Annotated in this window: 17 protein-coding genes; 14 read left to right on the top strand and 3 right to left on the bottom strand. The window is 66.4% G+C overall.

What is annotated here, in order from left to right:
- Positions 1 to 17: 17 nt before the first annotated feature.
- Positions 18 to 998 (bottom strand): FKBP-type peptidyl-prolyl cis-trans isomerase, encoded by a 981-nt coding sequence (locus ABE473_RS16825; RefSeq protein WP_346490284.1) that lies wholly within the window; start codon positions 996 to 998, stop codon positions 18 to 20.
- Between the two features lie 84 nt (positions 999 to 1,082).
- Positions 1,083 to 1,691, bottom strand: a complete 609-nt coding sequence (locus ABE473_RS16830; RefSeq protein ID WP_346490285.1) for a glutathione peroxidase — start codon at positions 1,689 to 1,691, stop codon at positions 1,083 to 1,085.
- 462 nt (positions 1,692 to 2,153) lie between these two features.
- On the opposite strand from ABE473_RS16830, the gene ABE473_RS16835 reads away from it, so the two are divergent.
- The 7 genes from ABE473_RS16835 (at position 2,154) to ABE473_RS16865 (ending at position 6,737) form a co-directional block, all read left to right on the top strand.
- Positions 2,154 to 2,408: a hypothetical protein gene (locus ABE473_RS16835; RefSeq protein ID WP_346490286.1), complete on the top strand. Its 255-nt coding sequence runs from the start codon at positions 2,154 to 2,156 to the stop codon at positions 2,406 to 2,408.
- Between the two features lie 2 nt (positions 2,409 to 2,410).
- On the top strand, positions 2,411 to 2,773 hold the full coding sequence (locus ABE473_RS16840; RefSeq protein ID WP_019185943.1) for a GntR family transcriptional regulator: 363 nt from the start codon (positions 2,411 to 2,413) through the stop codon (positions 2,771 to 2,773).
- Positions 2,770 to 3,645: an ABC transporter ATP-binding protein gene (locus ABE473_RS16845; protein ID WP_346490287.1), complete on the top strand. Its 876-nt coding sequence runs from the start codon at positions 2,770 to 2,772 to the stop codon at positions 3,643 to 3,645. Before ABE473_RS16840 ends, ABE473_RS16845 begins: the two co-directional genes overlap by 4 nt.
- Entirely contained in the window at positions 3,642 to 4,670 is a 1,029-nt protein-coding gene (locus ABE473_RS16850) for a hypothetical protein (protein ID WP_346490288.1), read from the top strand. Before ABE473_RS16845 ends, ABE473_RS16850 begins: the two co-directional genes overlap by 4 nt.
- 27 nt (positions 4,671 to 4,697) lie before the next feature.
- On the top strand, positions 4,698 to 5,579 hold the full coding sequence (locus ABE473_RS16855) for a hypothetical protein (protein WP_346490289.1): 882 nt from the start codon (positions 4,698 to 4,700) through the stop codon (positions 5,577 to 5,579).
- A 30-nt stretch (positions 5,580 to 5,609) separates the two neighbouring features.
- Complete coding sequence (locus tag ABE473_RS16860) at positions 5,610 to 6,218, top strand: DUF2884 family protein (RefSeq protein ID WP_346490290.1); 609 nt, start codon at positions 5,610 to 5,612, stop codon at positions 6,216 to 6,218.
- Between the two features lie 93 nt (positions 6,219 to 6,311).
- Positions 6,312 to 6,737 carry a hypothetical protein gene (locus tag ABE473_RS16865; protein WP_179458541.1) on the top strand — a complete coding sequence of 142 codons (426 nt, stop codon included), beginning with the start codon at positions 6,312 to 6,314 and terminating at the stop codon, positions 6,735 to 6,737.
- A gap of 79 nt (positions 6,738 to 6,816) precedes the next feature.
- Here the strand turns inward: ABE473_RS16865 and ABE473_RS16870 are convergent, their stop codons facing one another.
- Positions 6,817 to 8,229: a class II fumarate hydratase gene (locus ABE473_RS16870; protein ID WP_179458540.1), complete on the bottom strand. Its 1,413-nt coding sequence runs from the start codon at positions 8,227 to 8,229 to the stop codon at positions 6,817 to 6,819.
- 295 nt (positions 8,230 to 8,524) lie between these two features.
- Here ABE473_RS16870 and ABE473_RS16875 point away from each other — a divergent pair, with 295 nt between their 5' ends.
- The 7 genes from ABE473_RS16875 to lpdA all read left to right on the top strand — a co-directional run bounded on the left by ABE473_RS16875 (position 8,525) and on the right by lpdA (position 19,402).
- A complete protein-coding gene (locus ABE473_RS16875; RefSeq protein ID WP_346490291.1) occupies positions 8,525 to 9,847 on the top strand; it encodes a hemolysin family protein in 1,323 nt (440 codons plus the stop codon).
- A 37-nt stretch (positions 9,848 to 9,884) separates the two neighbouring features.
- Positions 9,885 to 11,252, top strand: a complete 1,368-nt coding sequence (purB, locus tag ABE473_RS16880; RefSeq protein WP_346490295.1) for an adenylosuccinate lyase — start codon at positions 9,885 to 9,887, stop codon at positions 11,250 to 11,252.
- A gap of 63 nt (positions 11,253 to 11,315) precedes the next feature.
- On the top strand, positions 11,316 to 12,719 hold the full coding sequence (locus ABE473_RS16885; protein ID WP_346490292.1) for a cupin domain-containing protein: 1,404 nt from the start codon (positions 11,316 to 11,318) through the stop codon (positions 12,717 to 12,719).
- Between the two features lie 14 nt (positions 12,720 to 12,733).
- Positions 12,734 to 13,642, top strand: coding sequence for a GNAT family N-acetyltransferase (locus ABE473_RS16890; RefSeq protein ID WP_346490293.1), 909 nt, complete (start codon positions 12,734 to 12,736; stop codon positions 13,640 to 13,642).
- 185 nt (positions 13,643 to 13,827) lie between these two features.
- Entirely contained in the window at positions 13,828 to 16,659 is a 2,832-nt protein-coding gene (locus ABE473_RS16895; protein WP_176989490.1) for a 2-oxoglutarate dehydrogenase E1 component, read from the top strand.
- 43 nt (positions 16,660 to 16,702) lie between these two features.
- Positions 16,703 to 17,905: a dihydrolipoyllysine-residue succinyltransferase gene (gene sucB, locus ABE473_RS16900; protein WP_179458536.1), complete on the top strand. Its 1,203-nt coding sequence runs from the start codon at positions 16,703 to 16,705 to the stop codon at positions 17,903 to 17,905.
- A gap of 60 nt (positions 17,906 to 17,965) precedes the next feature.
- Positions 17,966 to 19,402 (top strand): dihydrolipoyl dehydrogenase, encoded by a 1,437-nt coding sequence (gene lpdA / locus ABE473_RS16905; protein WP_346490294.1) that lies wholly within the window; start codon positions 17,966 to 17,968, stop codon positions 19,400 to 19,402.
- The last annotated feature ends 153 nt before the right edge of the window (positions 19,403 to 19,555 follow it).

The raw sequence follows: 19,555 nt of genomic DNA on the forward strand, positions 1-19,555 counted from the left end.
GTGGGGCTCCAGATCCGTTACGGAAGAACGTTCAGCAGCTCGACGTCGAACGTCAGCGTGGCGTTCGGACCGATCGGGCCACCCGGGGTGCCCTGCTCGCCATAGGCCAGCTCGCCCGGAATCCAGAAGCGGTACTTGGAACCGGTCGGCATCAGCGAGACGCCTTCCGACCAGCCCTTGATCACCTGGTCCAGACCGAACTCGATCGGCTGGCCGCGCTGGTAGCTGCTGTCGAAGACGGTGCCGTCGAGCAGCTTGCCTTCGTAGTTCACGCGCACCTTGCTGGTCGGCAGCGGGCGTTCGCCCGAACCCGGACGCAGCACCTGGTACTGCAGGCCCGACGCGGTGGTCACCACGCCCGGCGCGGTCTTGTTCTTGGCCAGGAAGTTGTTGCCTTCCACGCGGTTGGTACCGGCCTGGGCGGCGGACTTGGCCTCCATTTCAGCCTGCTTGCCCTTCATGAAGCCTTCCAGCGTGGCCTTGGCCTGCTCGGCGGTCATCTTCGGGGTGCCGTTGTTGAACGTGGTGCTGACCGCGTCGAACAGCGCGTCCAGGTCCAGATCGTCCTTCAGCGGGGCCAGCGACGGGCCCACGGCGAAGCTGCCCAGCATCAGGCCGACCTTTTCGCGGTCCACCTTCGGCGGCGCGGTGCCCGGCGCGACGCCCGGAACCGGCTGGCCGTTCTTGGCCATCACGGCCTGGCGCAGGGCGGCGTCGGTCTTCTGCGCCTCTTCCTGGCTGATCAGCGGCTGCTTGCCTTCAAAGGCATTGGTCACACCGCGGCGCAGGGCGGCCAGGTCGATCTCGCTGGAGATCGGACCGAACGAATTGGCCACATCGATGCCGATGGCGTAGCCGAGCTTTTCCCGTTGGGAGTTCAAAGTGGAAGTCTCCTTGACAGCCGCGCGGGCGGCTGGTTGTTGCGACATCGCGGTACCGGTGGCACCCATCGCCAGAATCAGAACCGACGCCGCGGCGCCGCGCATTCCCATCTTCATTCGCTGCATTCCTGGAAGTGACTGGACGCCGACGTCGGCGCGAAAGCAACCATTGTCGCACGCGCGTCCGAGATGTCGATATCGTCAGCGCTTGTTTGCCGTGACAGACAGCTCACGTTCGATCGCCGCCACCAGCTTGGGATCGTCCGGGGCGACCTTGCTCGGGAACTGCGCTACCACCCGGCCATCGCGGCCGACCAGATACTTGTGGAAGTTCCAGCCCGGCGATACGCCCGTGGCGGTGGCGAGACTGCGATACAGCGGTGTCGCCTCCGGCCCGGTGACGACCACCTTCTGGAACATCGGGAACTTCACGCCGTAGGTCAGCGTGCAGAACTCCTGGATCTGGGTCTCGTCGCCCGGCTCCTGGCCTTTGAAATCATTGGACGGGAAGCCCAGGACCGAGAAACCCCGCGCGGCGTACTTGCGCTGCAGGGCCTCCAGGCCTTCGTACTGCGGGGTGAAACCGCACTTGCTGGCGGTATTGACCACCAGCAGCACCTTGCCGCCGTACTGCTTGGCCAGGTTCACCTCGCCTTTGCCGGCGAGCGGGCGATAGCTCACATCGAGCAGATCGGCCGCCTGGGCCGACGTCCCCACCAGCAGACCGAGCGCCAGCAACAGCACGGACGCGCGGGCGCGGCGCGGAGCGCGGTCGCGACGGACGGGCGACAACAGAGACACGTGGTGCATCGCGACACTCCAGGTAAGGAAAAGAGAGGCTCAACGGGCCCGGCGGACGCTGCCGGAACTGCGGCGGGCACTATATCACCGGCGTTTTAGCCGCCGTCCGCCGTTGGTCCGCGTGCCATCGATGCGCTGCGCGCGGAGCTGCGGCGGGTTGCCAGACGCAGCCGGGCACAGGCGCATTCAGCGTCAGCGGTGACCTCTCTGGCCGGGTCCACGCGGTTGCACCCGCCCGTGATCGATCGCCTGAATGCGCTCTCCGCTTGCCATATCATTGACATCAATGAATGTGCGCTGGCGGAGAATGCCGGCAAGCACCTGATGAATACCCATTACATTCAAGGACTTGAGGAGAGAAAGCACCTGTCATGCACCCCTGCCATCAGTTGGGGTCACTCCCCCTGTTGATCTTCGGCGTGCCGGTGTTATAGTTGCATACAACACCAGTCACCTAGACAGGGGATGCCCATGAACCGCATGCGCCACCACCACTCCGCCAAAGCCGTCATCGCCGCCTCGGCGCTGCTGTTGCTCGGCTGGTTCGGCCTCCCCTCCGGTGACGCTGGCGATGCTGCCAGCGCCAATGTGTTTGAAGGCCCGCAGGACGCAGGCGTCATCGAGGCAGGGACCGCCGACGGCGCCCCCACGCCCCCCCGCCGGCTGCACAGCTCCCTGTCCATGCCTTACTTCTCATTCGCGCAGTCGCTGAACCCACGGAGCTGACCATGAGCGATATTCAATGGAGCGATGGTGCTCCGATCTACCGCCAGCTGAAGGAGCGCGTGATCGCCATGATGCTTGACGGCATCATCAAACCCGGCGACGCCCTGCCTTCGGTCCGGCAGGTAGCCGCCGAGTACCAGCTCAACCCCATCACCGTTTCGCGCGCCTACCAGGAACTGGCCGATGAAGGCCTGGTCGAGAAGCGCCGCGGCCTGGGCATGTTCATGACCGAAGAAGCGGCCACGCAGCTGCGCAGCAGCGAGCGCGACCGCTTCCTCAATGAAGAATGGCCACTGGTCCTGGAACGCATCCAGCGCCTGGGCCTGAACCTCGACGAATTGCTGCCCCAGGGGAAATCCTCATGAATGCCGTTGCAAGTGATGTCGTCATTTCCGCTCGAGGCCTGCGCAAGGCCTATAAACAGACCGTGGCGCTGGACAACACCAGCTTCACGATCGCCCCCGGCCGCATCACCGGCCTGATCGGTCCCAACGGCGCCGGCAAGACCACCCTGCTCAAGGCCCTGCTCGGCCTGACCGCGGTGGAAGGCGAGCTGCGCGTGCTCGGGCTGGACCCGGCCGAGCAGCGTAACGCGCTGATGAACGACGTGTGCTTCATCGCCGACGTGGCGGTGCTGCCACGCTGGATGAAGGTGCGCGAGGCGATCGATTTCGTCGCCGGCACCCATCCGCGCTTCGACCGGGCCCGCTGCGAGCGCTTCCTGGCCTCCACCAAGCTGCATCCCAAGCAGCGCGTGCGTGAACTGTCCAAGGGCATGATCGTGCAGCTGCAGCTGGCGCTGGTGATGGCCATCGATGCCAAGGTGCTGGTGCTGGACGAGCCCACGCTCGGCCTGGACATCCTGTACCGCAAGGAGTTCTACCAGCGCCTGTTGGAAGACTACTTCGACGAGCTGAAGACCATCATCGTCACCACCCACCAGGTGGAAGAGATCGAACACATCCTCACCGATGTGATGTTCATCCGCGATGGCCGCATCGTGCTCACAACCGACATGGAAGACATCGGCGAGCGCTACACCGAAGTACTGGTCTCGGCCGACGCCGTGGAGGCCGCGCGCGCGCTCAAGCCGATCGACGAACGCGCCCTGCCCTTCGGCAAGACGGTCCTGCTGTTCGACGGGGTGCCACGCGCCCAGCTCACGCCCTTGGGCGAAATCCGCAGCCCGGGGCTGGCGGATCTGTTCGTGGCCATCATGAAGGGAACCTACGCATGAACACCGTCAACCATCCCATCAGCAAGGCCAGTGCGTTCAAGTGGCTGCTCAAGCGGGAGTACTGGGAAAACCGCGGCGGCTTCCTGTATGCGCCGGTGATCGCCGGTGGCATCTCGCTGGTGATGAGCCTGCTCGGCATCGTGTTCGGCCTGGTCGCCATGCACCGCGCGGTCAAGAGCGGTGGCCTCCACCTCAACGACGAAAACGTCAGCATCAACGGCCTGGACCTGAGCCTGCTGACCAGCAAGCTGGATGCCAAGAATCTGCATGACCTGGCCAATGGCCTGGACCTGACCCTGATCCTGAGCTCGGGCTGGCCGCTGATCGTGCTCGCCTTCGTGGTGTTCTTCTATTGCCTCGGCGCCCTGTACGACGACCGTCGCGACCGCAGCATCCTGTTCTGGAAGTCGCTGCCGCTGTCGGATACGTCCACGGTGCTGTCCAAGGCACTGAGCGCGCTGCTGATCGCTCCGATCATCGCGGTGATCGCCTCGGCCCTGACCATGCTCGGCTTCCTGGTGATGATCTCGATCGTGGTGATCGCCCACGGCGGTGACCCGATGGTGCTGATCTGGGGTCCGGCCAGCCCGCTGACCATCATCGCCGGCCACGTGTCCTGGATCCCGGTCTACCTGCTGTGGGCGTTGCCGACCGTCGGCTGGCTGCTGCTGTGCTCGGCCTGGGCCAAGACCAAGCCATTCCTGTGGGCGGTGATGCTGCCGCTGTTCGCCGGCATCATCGTCAGCACCACCAAGGTGATGACCCTGTTCGACCTGACCGGTGGCTGGTTCTGGAAGCACATCGTCGGCCGCCTGCTGCTCAGCGCGGTTCCCGCGACCGACCAGTTCTACCGTGGCGACGCCTTGTTCAGCGGCAGTGGCAACATGGACAACCTGGTCAACGAACTGGGCCCGAGCCACCAGTTGGGTGCCTTCGCGATGCCGGAACTGTGGATCGGCGCCGCCTTCGGTGTGGTGTTCCTGTTCCTGGCCATCCGCCTGCGCCGCCGCGCCGGCGAAATCTGATCCCTGCCCTTCATCGAGGACCCACCCATGATCCGCAAGCTCGCTGTTGCTTCCCTGTTGTTGCTGCCGCTGACCGCGCTCGCCGATGAACCGCAGTGCAAGTTCAACGAAGTGCGTGACCTCAAGCTCGACCTGGCCGGTGCCAAGGCAGTGGTGTTCGAAGTGAACCAGCACGATCTGGTGCTGCAGGCCGGCCCGGGCGCGGCCCAGCTCGGGGGGCGCGCCTGCGCCTCCAACGCCGACTGGCTGCGCGAGCTGACCGTGACCCAGCAGAAGGTCGGCGACAAGCTCGTCGTCCGCCTGCAGCGCGAAGGCCGCAGCCTCTCCATGAGCGGCAACAGCTATGCCTACCTGGACATGCGCGGCACCGTGCCGGACACGATCCTGGTCCAGCTCAAGGTCGGCTCGGGCGACGCCAGCGTCACCGGCGCGCATTCGCTCAGCGCCGACGTCGGCTCCGGCGATATCAAGCTCGAGAACATCAAGGGCCTGGTGACCGCGGCGGTCGGCTCGGGCGATGTCGTCCTCGACGGTGCCGGTGCACTGAACCTGCTCTCGGTCGGCTCGGGTGACTTCACGGCGCGCAACGTCCGCGGCAATGCCAAGGTCGGCACGATCGGCTCCGGCGACTTCGAACTCGATACGGTCGGCGGCAACGTCGAGATCGGCGTGGTCGGCTCGGGTGACACCACTGTGCGCCAGGCCAAGGGCAACGTACGGGTCGGCACCGTGGGCTCCGGCGATACCGAACTGCGCGACATCGGTGGCAGCGTCACCGTGGACCGCCACGGTTCCGGCGACGTGACCGCGCGCGACGTCGGCGGCGACCTGCGCGTGGCCAACAGCGGCAGCGGCGACATCCGCCACAGCAACGTGCGCGGCCGGGTTGAACTGCCGCGCGGCAAGTAAGCCTCTCATCTCCTCTTACGGATACGCATCATGACGACTCGACTGCTGCTGCCTGCCCTGCTGTTGTGCCTGCCGATCGCTGCCTGCAACGCCCCTGACAGCGGCAAGGGCAAAGCGCCCGCCGACCAGAGCGCATCCGCCCCCGCGACCAGCGCGCTGGATACCGATGGCATCGGCAAGACCGTGCAGGAGGCCACCGACAAGGCCCGCAAGGAAATCACCCAGGGCAACATCTCGATCTCCAACGGGAAATCCCCGAAGGCCGAGATCAGCCCGCAGGGTGACCTGCTCATCGATGGCAAGGCGGTCGCCGTGGACGCCCGGCAGCGTGCGCTGCTGCTGGACTACCGCAAGCAGGTCGAATCGCTGGCCAGTGCCGGCATGGAGATCGGCGTGGCCGGTGCCAATCTGGGCGTGAAAGCCGCCGGTGAAGCGATCAAGGGCATGTTCTCCGGCGACACCCAGGGCATCGAAGCGCGGGTGAATGATGAAGCGAAGAAGATCGAGGACCAGGCCCAGAAGCTGTGTGGCCTGTTGCCGGGAATGATGGCCAGGCAGCAGGCGCTGGCGGCCGCGCTGCCGGCCTTCCAGCCCTACGCGACGATGGACCAGAGCGACATCGACGACTGCGGCAAGTAAACCGGCCTCTGCCTGCGACGATGCGTCGCAGGCAGGCCCTTCCGGGGGCGGGAGGACTACAATCTCCCCTCCCGTCGCACGCGTTGCCTGCTCATGAAGAAGCTGAGTCTGTTGCTGTTCGCCCTGTTCTGCCTGGTCGCCACCGGTTGCGATCAGGAGTACCGCAATCACCGCGCCGAGCGCAGCAAGCCGAAGATCACCGTCAGCGACGGCATGGTCACCGTGCGCCGCGCGCCCGCGCCGAACATCATCATCCTGCCCAACGGGCACATGAAGATCGATGAGATCGAAATCCCGCTCAACGAGGAGCAGCAGGCGATGCTGCAGGGCATGTTCGGCCAGCTGCAGGTGCTGCGCCAGAACACCCTGACCGATGCCCCGCCGGACCCGGCCAAGCGCTCGGTGAAGATCCAGGTGCCCGAGGGCATGCAGCCGATCCCGCCGGACCTGACCACGAAGATCCCGGAATTCAAGGCGTATACCGAGACCTTCGGCAATCTGCAGGCCGACCGCCACTAGGTAGTGCCGGCCGCTGGCCGGCTCCGCACCAAAAAAACGGGCCTTTCGGCCCGTTTTTCGTTTCAGGAACCGCGTGCGCTCAACCGCCCCCACCACCACCGGCATGAATGCCACCGGCGGTCAGCGCGGCCGGATCCAGCAGCCGGCGCAGCTCGGCCTCCGACAGCCCGCTGTCTTCCCTGGCCACGTCCAGCACCGGGCGCTGCTCCTTGTAGGCGCGCTTGGCGATCGCGGCGGCCTTCTCGTAGCCGATGATCGGGTTCAAGGCGGTGACCAGGATCGGATTGCGATCCAGTGCCTCGCGGACGCGATCCTCGCGCACCTTCAGCCCGGCAATCGCGGTATCGGCGAGCAGGCGGGTGATGTTGGCGAGCAGATTGATCCCGTCCAGCAGGTTCGCGGCGATCAACGGCAGGGTCACGTTCAACTGGAAATTGCCGGTCTGCCCGGCCACGGTGATCGCGGTGTGGTGGCCGATCACCTGGGCACAGACCATCACGGTGGCTTCGGGAATCACCGGATTGACCTTGCCCGGCATGATCGAGCTGCCCGGCTGCAGCGCCGGCAGTTCGATCTCGCCCAGCCCGGCCAGCGGACCGGCATTCATCCAGCGCAGGTCGTTGGCGATCTTGATCAGCGCCACCGCCAACGCGTTGAGCTGGCCGGACAGTTCGACCGCATCGTCCTGCGCGGCCAGGCCTTCGAACTTGTTCTCGGCGCTGTCGAACTTGATGCCGGTCTGCTGCTTGAGCTGCTTGGCCACCTGCGCACCGAAGCGCGGGTCGGCATTGATGCCGGTGCCGATCGCCGTGCCACCCAGCGGCAGCCGACGCAGCCGCTTGAGGCTGTCTTCGATCCGATCCTGGGCGGAGGACAGCTGCGCCGACCACGCGCCGAACTCCTGCTCGAAGGTCAGCGGCATGGCATCCATCAGGTGGGTGCGGCCGGTCTTGACCACCTTGCGCAGCGCGCGGCCGCGCTTGTCGATGGTCTTGCGCAGATGCGCCAGCGAGGGCAGCAGCTGCTCATGCACGCCGAGCAGCGCGGAAACGCGCAGCGCGGTCGGGATCACATCGTTGGAGCTCTGCCCCTGGTTGACGTGATCGTTGGGATGCACCGCGGTCTTGCCGGCCTTGCCGGCGCGGTTGGCCAGCGTGGCGATGACCTCGTTGGCATTCATGTTCGAGGAGGTGCCCGAACCGGTCTGGTAGACGTCGATCGGGAAATGCGCATCGTGGCGGCCATCGGCGACTTCGGCCGCAGCGGCCTCGATGGCCTTGCCGATGTTGCGCGGCAGATGGCCCAGCTCGACGTTGACGTTCGCGGCAGCGCCCTTGACCAGGCCGAGCGCGCGGATGAAACCACGCGGCATGCGCTGGCCCGACACCGGGAAATTATCGACGGCGCGCTGGGTCTGCGCGCCCCACAACGCATCGGCGGGCACCTGCAGTTCGCCCATGCTGTCGTGTTCAATCCTGAAACCCTTGCTCATTGCTTCAACTCCGCACATCTTTCGTGGATGAAAGGGAACCTGCGGCTGGCAACGGGCCTGATTCCCTGGCTGGCGGCTCGCATCACGATACTCCCAAGCGCCGTTGAAACCCAAGGCCGCGATGGATCGGCTAGACTCGGAAGTCGTTTCCATTCAGACAGCCTGCCGCCCCCATGGGTGACGATCCTGACAGTAGTACCGGGCGTGCCGCCGCGCACGCACCGATGACCGCCCTCACCGCCCTGGTGACCGCGGGTGCCGTTCCGCCCCTGGCAGCACCGCTGCGGGGCCGCGGATGATCGGCAACCTCCTGCTCCTCGTACTGGCCCTGCTGCTGGTGGTGCTCAACGGCTTCTTCGTGGCCGCCGAGTTCGCCCTGGTCAAGCTGCGCCACACCCAGGCCGTCGGCCTGGCCGAAAACAACGGCTGGCGAGGCCGCCTGCTGCTCAACGTGCACGCGCACCTGGATGCGTATCTCTCGGCGTGCCAGCTGGGCATCACCCTGTCCTCGCTGGGCCTGGGCTGGGTCGGTGAACCGGCCTTCGCGCATCTGCTGCAACCGCTGTTCGATACGCTCGGGCTGACCCCGGAAGCCTCGCGCCTGACCGCCTTCATCATCGCCTTCAGCATCATCTCGTTCCTGCACATCGTGCTGGGCGAACTGGCACCGAAATCGATGGCGATCCGCCGCCCGGAAGCGATGTCGCTGTGGACGGCCGCGCCGCTGTACCTGTTCTACTGGGCGATGTACCCGGCGATCTGGCTGCTCAACAACAGCGCCAACGCCCTGTTGCGCCTCGCCGGCTGGGGTGATGTGGAGCACACCTCGCACCGCTACTCGCGCGAGGAGCTCAAGCTCATCGTGGGCCGCCAGCAGCCCACGGGCACCGCGCCGGACCAGGACCTCACCCTGATGAGCCACGCGCTGGAACTGCCCGAGCTGGTCGCGGGCGACCTGATGCGCTCACGCGACCATATGCGCGCGTTCCGCGAAGGCATGAGCCTGGCCGACGTCATGGCCGAGTTCGCCGAGAGCCGCTACAGCCGCTACCCCTGGTTCGACCGCGACGGCGAGGAAGTGCTGGGCATCCTGCACATGAAGGACCTGCTGGTGGAAATCGCCCGCGGCAACCCGACCGATGACCTGCGCCCGCTGCTGCGCCCGGCCAACCTGATCGCGCTGGAAACCCCGGTGCCGCTGGTCCTGGAACGGTTCCGCACCGGCACCACCCATCTCGCCCTGTGCGTGGAAGAGCACGGCCGCATCCTGGGCTACTTCACCCTGGAAGACCTGCTGGAAGTGGTGGTCGGCGATATCGAGGACGAGCACCCGCATATCGTCAAGGACGCCCCGACCCGCGGCGCGGACGGCACCCTGCTGGTGGCCGGTTCGACCTCGATCTTCCGGCTGGAGCGCCTGCTGGGGCATGACCTGGCCGCGCCGGACCACCTCAATTCGGTCGGCGGGCTGATCGTGCACCAGCTCCAGCGCCTGCCCGAGGAGGGCGAGCAGCTGGAGATCGACGGGCACCTGTTCACCATCAAGCGCATGGCCGGGCACCGGATCCAGGCGGTGACGGTGCGCATGGCACAGGCCGAGGACGCCGGGGCAGCGTAGAATGACGGCCCCCGCTGCCAACGACCTGCGCCCTGCCATGTCCGAATTCGCCCTGCTCGCCCTGTCCCCGCTCGATGGCCGCTACGCCGGCAAGGTCGACGCCCTGCGCCCGATCTTCTCCGAATACGGCCTGATCAAGGCCCGCGTGAAGGTGGAAGTGGAATGGCTGCTGGCACTGGCCAACGAGCCGGGCATCGTCGAACTGGCGCCGTTCTCGGCCGCCGCCACCGCGCGCCTGCGCGCCCTGGCCGATGACTTTGCCCCGGCCCACGCCGCGCGGGTGAAGGAGATCGAGCGCACCACCAACCACGACGTCAAGGCCGTGGAGTACTTCATCAAGGAACAGCTCACCGCCGATGCGGAGCTGGGCCCGGCGCTGGAGTTCGTGCATTTCGCCTGCACCAGCGAAGACATCAACAACCTCAGCTACGGTCTCATGCTCGAGCAGGCCCGCCGCGAGGTGCTGCTGCCGTCACTGGACAACATCGCCGGCGTGCTGCGTACCCTCGCCCACGCCCAGGCTGCCCAGCCGATGCTGTCGCGCACCCACGGCCAGACCGCCTCGCCGACCACCCTGGGCAAGGAAGTCGCCAACGTCGTCGCCCGCCTGGAGCGCCAGCGCCGCCAGATCGCCGCGGTCGAGCTGACCGGTAAGATCAATGGCGCGGTGGGCAACTACAACGCCCACGTGATCGCCTACCCGGACGTGGACTGGCCGGCCTTCGCCCAGCGCTTCGTGGAAAGCCTCGGCCTGGTGTTCAACCCGTACACCACCCAGATCGAACCGCATGACAACGTCGCCGAAATCGGCGATGCCGCCCGTCGCGCCAACATCATCCTGATCGACCTGGCCCGCGACGTCTGGGGCTACATCTCGCTGGGCTACTTCAGGCAGAAACTCAAGGAAGGCGAAGTCGGCTCCTCGACCATGCCGCACAAGGTCAACCCGATCGACTTCGAAAACGCCGAAGGCAACTTCGGCATCGCCAACGCCCTGTTCGAGCACTTCAGCGCCAAGCTGCCGATCAGCCGCTGGCAGCGCGACCTGACCGACTCCACCGTGCTGCGCGCGGTCGGCACCGCCTTCGGCCACACCCAGGTCGCCCTGGATTCGCTGGCCAAGGGCCTGGGCAAGCTGACCGTGAACCCGGAGCGCCTGGATGCCGACCTCGACGCCTCCTGGGAAGTGCTGGCCGAAGCCGTGCAGACCGTCATGCGCCGCCACGGCCTGCCCAATCCCTATGAACAGCTCAAGGCCCTCACCCGCGGCCAGGGCATCACCACCGAATCGATGCAGGCCTTCGTCGAATCCCTGGACCTGCCGGCCGACGCCAAGCAGAGCCTCCGCGCCCTGACCCCGGGCGGCTACATCGGCCTGGCTGCGGATCTGGCCAGGGCGATCTGAGGGCCCGGGCGCGGCACCGCCGCGCCCCCGAATTTCCGTCTACACGCTGCAAGGACCTCCCCCATGGCCGCACGCAAGATCAAAACTCCCGCCATCGAAGTCCAGGCCCGCCCCGGCCTGCCGCTGGGCATGCCCGCCGCCACCTTCCTGCGCGACTACTGGCAGAAGCGCCCGCTGCTCATCCGCGGCGCTTTCCCCGATTTCGAAACGCCGGTCCAGCCCGAAGACCTCGCCGGCCTGGCCTGCGAGGAAGGCGCGCTGTCGCGCCTGATCACGCACGATCGCGCCACCGATGGCTGGAGCGTGCGTACCGGCCCGTTCCAGGAAGAAGAGTTCCCGGGCATGCCCGACCACGACTGGACCCTGCTGGTCCAGGACGTGGACAAGTGGGACGCCGACGTGCGCGCCCTGATCAGCCATTTCGACTTCCTGCCGCGCTGGCGCATGGATGACGTGATGATCAGCTTCGCCGCCACCGGCGGTTCGGTCGGCGCCCACGTCGACCAGTACGACGTCTTCCTCCTGCAGGCTTACGGCCACCGCCGCTGGCAGATCGACGCCAGCGAATCCATCAAGGGCAAGCGCCCGCCGCTGGACTTCCGCGACGACGTCGAACTCAAGCTGCTGCGCCGCTTCAAGCCGACCCACGACTGGGTGCTGGCCCCGGGCGACATGCTGTACCTGCCGCCGAACGTGCCGCACAACGGCGTCGCCGAAGACCCCTGCCTGACCTTCTCCTTCGGCATGCGCGCCCCGGCCTCGGCCGAACTGATCAGCGACTACCTCGATACCCTGATCGAAGGCGCCGACGAGTCCATCCGCTATCAGGATCCGGACCTGAAGGTCCCGGAAGATCCGAACGAAATCGACGTGGTCTCGATGAACCGCGTGGTCGAGGCGCTCAATGCGATCCGCATGAACGACCCGGACAAGCTCGGTGACTGGTTCGGCCGCTTCATCACCACCTACCGCGCCGCCGGGGAAGTGATGGCGCATGGCGAACCGCTGCCGCGCGAAGAGATCGAAGCCGCCCTCGGCGCCGGCGTGGAACTGCAGCGCCACCCCTGGGCGCGCCTGGCCTGGCGCCGTGCCAAGCGGGGCGCCAGCCTGTACTGCAGCGGCCTGGACTTCGCCCTGCCGGTCAAGGACGCCCAGGTGCTGGCCGGGGCCGAGCAGGTCGGCGCGGCGCTCTACCAGAAGCTCTCGGCCAAGGGCCGTGACGCCGTGCAGGCGCTGGTCGCCGGCGGCTTCTACCAGCTGGTGGATGACGCCGGGTTCGAGGACGAGGACGACTACGTCGCCGAGTACGACATCGTCGATGGCACCGACGCGGTCGACGTCGTCGATGACGAGGCCGTCGAGGCCGACGTGCACGAAGTCACCATCCATGACGACGGCATCGAAGTCGTCGTCGATTTCGACGACAGCGACGAGCCCGACGGCAAGGACGCGCCCCCGCGCGGCTGAGCGCCCTGCCCGCCATGACCGTCTCCGGCTTTCAGGTTGACGTGGTCGACTACCCGGCGCAGCACGAAGCGCTGCACCGGGTGCGGTCCGCCGTGTTCGTCGACGAGCAGCAGGTCCCCGCCGAGCTGGAGATCGACGCGCTCGACCCGCTGAGCGTGCACGCCCTGGCGCGCGACGCCGCCGGTTCCCCGATCGGTGCCGGCCGGCTCACCCCGGACGGCCGGATCGGGCGCATGGCGGTGCTGGCGGCCTGGCGCGGCAAGGGCGTCGGTGAAGCCCTGCTGCTGGCCCTGGTCGACCAGGCCCGGGCCCGGGGCTGGCGGGAGGTCGCGCTGCACGCGCAGCTGCCGGCCCGTGTGTTCTACACCCGGCAGGGTTTCCTGCCCGACGGTGAGGTGTTCGAAGAGGCCGGCATCGCCCACCAGCATATGCGGCTGGCCCTGTCCGGGCCGGTCGCGATCGCACGGGCCGACGAGGCGGTGGCGATCACCACCGCGCTGGTCCACCGCGCCCGTCGCCAGCTCTGGATCCACAGCCGCCAGCTCGACCCCGGCCTGCTCGATGCGCCGCCGGTGCTCGAGGCCCTGCGCCGCTACGCCACCGCCCGCCATGACAAGCAGGCGTGGCTGATCGTCCACGACAGCGCCGCCATCCGCCAGGCCGGCTCGCCCGTGCTGGGCCTGCTCCAGCGCCTGCCGAGCGTCTTCCGCGTGCGCGAGGTCAGTGACCCGATCGACCGCACCACCGCATCGGCCTGCCTGCTCAACGATGCCGGCGACTACTACTTTCGTCTGAGCGGCCATCCCTTCGATGGCGAGGCCGGGTTGGCCCAACCGGCACGTTCGCGACCGTTGCGGGAGGGTTTGCAGCGCGTATGGGAACGTTCGCGTGATTGCAGCGAACTTCGCGCGCTGGGCCTGTAGCTCACCCCACGCTCCCGAACCTGTCTGGGAATGACACCGCGGTCCCCGCACTGGACCGTACGGTGCCCCTTCCTGTCTCGATGGGGGTACAATTTGGGGTGTTAGATACCGCCCGCGCAGGGCTATTCACTTTTCCCTGCCGGATCATCGAAGCCTTACCCCACAAGCGAATCCGACTCTCCATCGTGGACAATCAACTGAAGCAGTTTGCGCAATCTTCGCAGCTCGCCGGCGGCAACGCCTCCTATATCGAGGATCTGTACGAGCAGTACCTCGTTTCTCCGGACAGTGTCGATCCCAAATGGAAGACCTACTTCGACGGCTTCCAGGGCCGCGAAGCCGGTGATATTCCGCACTCGGCCGTCATCGCCCACATTGCCGACGCCGCCAAGAAGGCCGTCAACAGCGGCACCGCCGCCGGTGCCGGCGACGAGCGCGAGCGCAATGTCGGCCGCCTGATCACCGCCTACCGTTCGCGTGGCCACCTCGGTGCCCGCCTGGACCCGCTGAGCCTGACCGCGCCGACCAATCCGCCGGATCTGGGCCTGCCGTTCCACAGCCTGTCGGAAAGCGACCTGGGCAGTGAGTTCAGCACCGGCGGTGTCGCCGGCCAGCCGCGCATGAAACTGCGCGACCTGCTGGAGCGCCTGAAGAAGACCTACACCGGCTCGATCGGTGCGGAATTCATGCACATCTCCGAGGTCGAGCAGCGCCAGTGGCTGTACCAGCGCCTGGAAATGGCCGGTGGCAACTACAACCTGGACGCAGAGACCCAGCGCCGCACTCTGGAGCGCCTGACGGCTGCCGAGGGTCTGGAACGCTACCTGCACACCAAGTACGTCGGCCAGAAGCGCTTCTCGCTGGAAGGCGGCGATTCGCTGATCCCGATGATGGACACCATCATCCGTGACGCCGGCAAGGATGGCGTCAAGGACGTGGTGATCGGCATGGCCCACCGCGGCCGCCTGAACGTGCTGGTCAACACCCTCGGCAAGAGCCCGCGCAAGCTGTTCGACGAGTTCGAAGGCAAGTTCGAGCACGACGACCACGCCTCCGCCGGCGACGTGAAGTACCACATGGGCTTCTCGGCCGACGTCGCCACCGCCGGTGGTGCCGTCCACCTGGCCCTGGCGTTCAACCCGTCGCACCTGGAAATCGCCGACCCGGTCGTGGCCGGCAGCGTCCGTTCGCGCCAGGAACGCCGTGGCGACACCGCCCGCAAGCAGGTGATGCCGATCCTGATCCACGGCGACGCGGCCTTCGCCGGTCAGGGCGTGGTGATGGAGCTGTTCCAGATGTCCCAGGCCCGCGGCTTCGCCGTCGGCGGCACGGTGCACATCGTGGTCAACAACCAGGTCGGGTTCACCACCTCCAACCCGGAAGACTCGCGTTCCACGCTGTACTGCACCGACGTGGCCAAGATGATCGCCGCGCCCGTGCTGCACGTGAACGGCGATGATCCCGAAGCGGTCGTGTTCGCCGCCAAGCTGGCCTTCGAGTTCCGCCAGAAGTTCAGCAAGGACGTGGTCATCGATCTGATGTGCTACCGCCGCTGGGGCCACAACGAGGCCGACGAACCGGCGATCACCCAGCCGCTGATGTACCAGGTGATCCGCAAGCACCAGACCACCCGCGAGCTGTACGCCGCGTCGCTGGAAGCTGCCGGCGTGATCGAAGCCGGTGGTGGCAAGGCGCTGGTCGATGCGTACCGCAACAAGCTCGATGCCGGTGAAGTCACCACCGAGCTGGCCCAGGTCGAGAAGACCCCGGCCACCAGCAAGATGTACGTCGACTGGCCCAAGCTGCTCAACGGCAAGCTCTCCGATGCCATCACCACTGCGGTGGGCATGGAGAAGGTCAAGCAGCTGGCGCAGATGATCAACACCGTGCCGGAAGGCGTGGAACTGCATTCGCGCGTGGCCAAGGTCTACGACGACCGCCGCAAGATGGCCGCCGGCGAGATCCCGGGCGACTGGGGCTTTGCCGAGAACCTGGCCTACGCCACGATCCTCGACGAAGGCAACAACCTGCGCCTGGTCGGCCAGGACGTCGGCCGCGGTACGTTCACGCACCGCCACGCGATCCTGCACGACCAGAAGACCGACAACTACTACCTGCCGCTGCGTCAGCTGGTCGAGTCGCCGGAACAGGCCACCATCATCGATTCGCTGCTCAGCGAAGAAGCAGTGATGGCCTATGAGTACGGCTTCTCCACCACCGATCCGAACACCCTGTGCATCTGGGAAGGCCAGTTCGGCGATTTCGCCAACGGCGCCCAGGTCGTGATCGATCAGTTCATCGCTGCCGGCGAAGCCAAGTGGGGCCGCATCACCGGCCTGACCCTGCTGCTGCCGCATGGTTACGAAGGCCAGGGCCCGGAGCACAGCTCCGCGCGTCTGGAGCGTTTCCTGCAGCTGTGTGCGCTGGAGAACATGCTGGTGTGCGTGCCGTCGACCCCGGCGCAGGCCTACCACATGCTGCGTCGCCAGATGCGCATGACCACCCGCAAGCCGCTGATCGTGATGTCGCCCAAGTCGCTGCTGCGCCACAAGCTGGCCGTGTCGACCTTGGACGAACTGGCCAACGGCGAGTTCCAGCACCTGATCGGCGATGCCAAGGCAGACGCCAAGAAGGTCAAGCGCGTGGTGCTGTGTTCGGGCAAGGTCTACTACGACCTGCTGGAAGACCAGACCAAGCGTGGCCAGGACGATGTCGCCATCATCCGCGTGGAACAGCTGTATCCGTTCCCGCGCGTGGCGCTGGCGGCCGAGCTGAAGAAGTACGGCAAGGCGGCCGATGTGGTGTGGTGTCAGGAAGAACCGCAGAACCAGGGTGCCTGGTACCAGATCCGCCACCACCTGCAGGCCTGCCTGGCCGATGGCCAGAGCATCCATTACGCAGGTCGCGCCCGTTCGGCATCGCCGGCCGCTGGACACATGGCTGACCACATCATCGAACAGCAGAAGCTGATCGCCGATGCCCTGGTCAACCCGTTCAACGACTCGGTCGCTGAATAACTCTCCCCCTCATTCTAGAAAAGACAAACCAGGAAGCTCCCGCATGGCCACCGAAGTCAAAGCCCCGGTACTGCCCGAATCCGTCGCCGACGGCACCATCGCCACCTGGCACAAGAAGGTCGGCGATGCCGTCAAGCGCGATGAAAACCTGCTTGATCTGGAAACCGACAAGGTCGTCCTGGAAGTGCCGTCGCCGGTCGATGGCGTGCTGAAGGAGATCAAGTTCGAGGTGGGCGCCACCGTGACCTCCAGCCAGATCGTGGCCATCATCGAAGAAGGCGCCGTGGCCGATGCTCCGGCGCCGGCTGCTGAAGAGAAGAAGGCCGAGGCCGCCCCGGCCAAGGCCGCCGCTCCGGCAGCTGCTGCAGCGCCGGCCCCGGCTGCGAAGTCCGGCGCCGACGCCCTGCCCCCGGGCGCGCGCTTCACCGCCATCACCGAAGGCGTGAACCCCGCCGACGTGGACGGCACCGGCCGTCGCGGCGCGGTGACCAAGGAAGACATCGTCAACTTCGCCCGCAACGGTGGCGCCGGCAAGTCCGGTGGCGCACGTCCGGAAGAACGCGTGCCGATGACCCGCATCCGCAAGCGCATCGCCGAGCGCCTGATGCAGTCCAAGAACGGCACCGCGATGCTGACCACCTTCAACGAGGTCGACCTGTCCAAGGTCTCGGCCGCGCGCAAGGATCTGCAGGACGAGTTCGTCAAGGCCCACGGCATCAAGCTGGGCTTCATGAGCTTCTTCGTGAAGGCCGCCGCCAACGCGCTGCAGCGCTTCCCGCTGGTCAATGCCTCGATCGATGGTGACGACATCATCTATCACGGCTACTCGGACATCTCGATCGCCGTGTCGACCGAGAAGGGTCTGGTGACCCCGGTGCTGCGCAACGTCGAGCGCATGTCGTTCGCCGACATCGAAAAGACCATCGCCGACTACGCCAAGAAGGCCCGTGACGGCAAGCTGAGCCTGGAAGAACTGCAGGGCGGCACCTTCACCGTGACCAACGGCGGCACCTTCGGCTCGCTGCTGTCGACCCCGATCATCAACCCGCCGCAGAGCGCCATCCTGGGCATGCACGCCATCAAGGAACGTCCGATCGCCCAGAACGGCCAGGTCGTGATCGCGCCGATGATGTATCTGGCGCTGTCCTACGATCACCGCATCATCGACGGCAAGGATTCGGTCCAGTTCCTGGTGGACATCAAGAACCAGCTGGAAAACCCGGGCCGCATGCTGTTCGGCCTGTAAGACCTCCCACCCCTCCGCGCCTGCGCGGAGGGGTTCTGGTAAAGAAACAAGGAACTATCAATGGCTGAACAATTCGACGTCGTCGTCATCGGTGCCGGTCCGGCCGGCTACCATGCCGCCATCCGCGCCGCGCAGCTGGGTCTGAAGACCGCCTGCATCGACGCTGCGCTGGGCAAGGACGGCAAGCCGGCCCTGGGCGGCACCTGCCTGCGCGTGGGCTGCATCCCGTCCAAGGCGCTGCTGGATTCCTCGCGCCAGTTCTGGAACATGGGCCACATCTTTGGCGACCACGGCATCAGCTTCAAGGACGCCAAGATGGACGTCGAGGCGATGGTTGGCCGCAAGGACAAGATCGTCAAGCAGTTCACCGGCGGCATCGCCATGCTGTTCAAGGCGAACAAGGTCACCGCGTACTACGGTTTCGGTGAACTGCAGCCGGGCAACATCGTCAAGGTGAAGCAGCACGACGGCTCGGAAGTCGAGCTGAAGGGCACCAACGTCATCATCGCCGCCGGTTCGGATTCGATCGAACTGCCGTTCGCCAAGTTCGACGGCGAGACCATCGTCGACAACGTCGGCGGCCTGGACTTCACCGAAGTGCCGGCCCGCCTGGCCGTGATCGGTGCCGGCGTGATCGGCCTGGAACTGGGCAGCGTCTGGAAGCGCCTCGGTTCGGAAGTGACCATCCTCGAAGCGCTGCCGGACTTCCTGGCCGCGGCGGATGCCGAAGTGGCCAAGACCGCCTTGAAGGAATTCAAGAAGCAGGGCCTGGACATCCGCCTGGGCGCCAAGGTTTCCAAGGCCGACGTGACCGGCAAGGGCAAGAAGAAGGAAGTCGCCCTGACCTACACCGATGGTGAAGGCGAGAAGAACCTGATCGTGGACAAGCTGCTGGTGGCCGTCGGCCGTCGCGCCGCCACCAAGGGCCTGCTGGCCGAAGGCACCGGCGTCAAGATCAACGAGCGTGGCCAGATCGAAGTGGACGCGCACTGCCACACCGGCGTCAATGGCGTCTGGGCGGTCGGTGACTGCGTGCGCGGCCCGATGCTGGCACACAAGGGCTTCGAAGAAGGCATCGCCGTGGCCGAGCTGATCGCGGGCCTGCCGGGCCACGTCAACTTCGACACCATCCCGTGGGTGATCTACACCGAGCCGGAGCTGGCCTGGGTCGGCAAGACCGAGCAGCAGCTCAAGGACGAAGGCATCCCGTACAAGGCGGGCAGCTTCCCGTTCGCCGCCAACGGCCGTGCCGTGGCGATGATCGAGCCGACCGGCTTCGTGAAGGTCCTGGCGCATGCCGAGACCGACCGCATCCTGGGCATGCACCTGGTCGGCGCGAACGTCTCCGAGCTGGTGCACGAAGGTGTGCTGACCATGGAGTTCAGCGGTTCGGCGGACGACCTGGCGCGCATCTGCCACGCCCACCCGTCGCTGTCCGAAGTGGTGCATGACGCCGCGATGGCCGTGAGCAAGCGCGCGATCCACAAGGCCAACTGAGCCCTGTTGGTGGCGTAACGAAAAACCCCGCCTCGGCGGGGTTTTTTGTGGGCGGTCGGTGACGTCGCCCGCTGCCGCCGGGTAGTGCCGGCCACGGGCCGGCGCCACGCCAGGGGTAGTGGGGGGGCGGGGGAGGGGCACCGGAATAACCGG

Origin of the sequence: Stenotrophomonas sp. TWI700 (assembly GCF_039673645.1) — a bacterium.
GTDB lineage: Bacteria > Pseudomonadota > Gammaproteobacteria > Xanthomonadales > Xanthomonadaceae > Stenotrophomonas > Stenotrophomonas maltophilia_AA.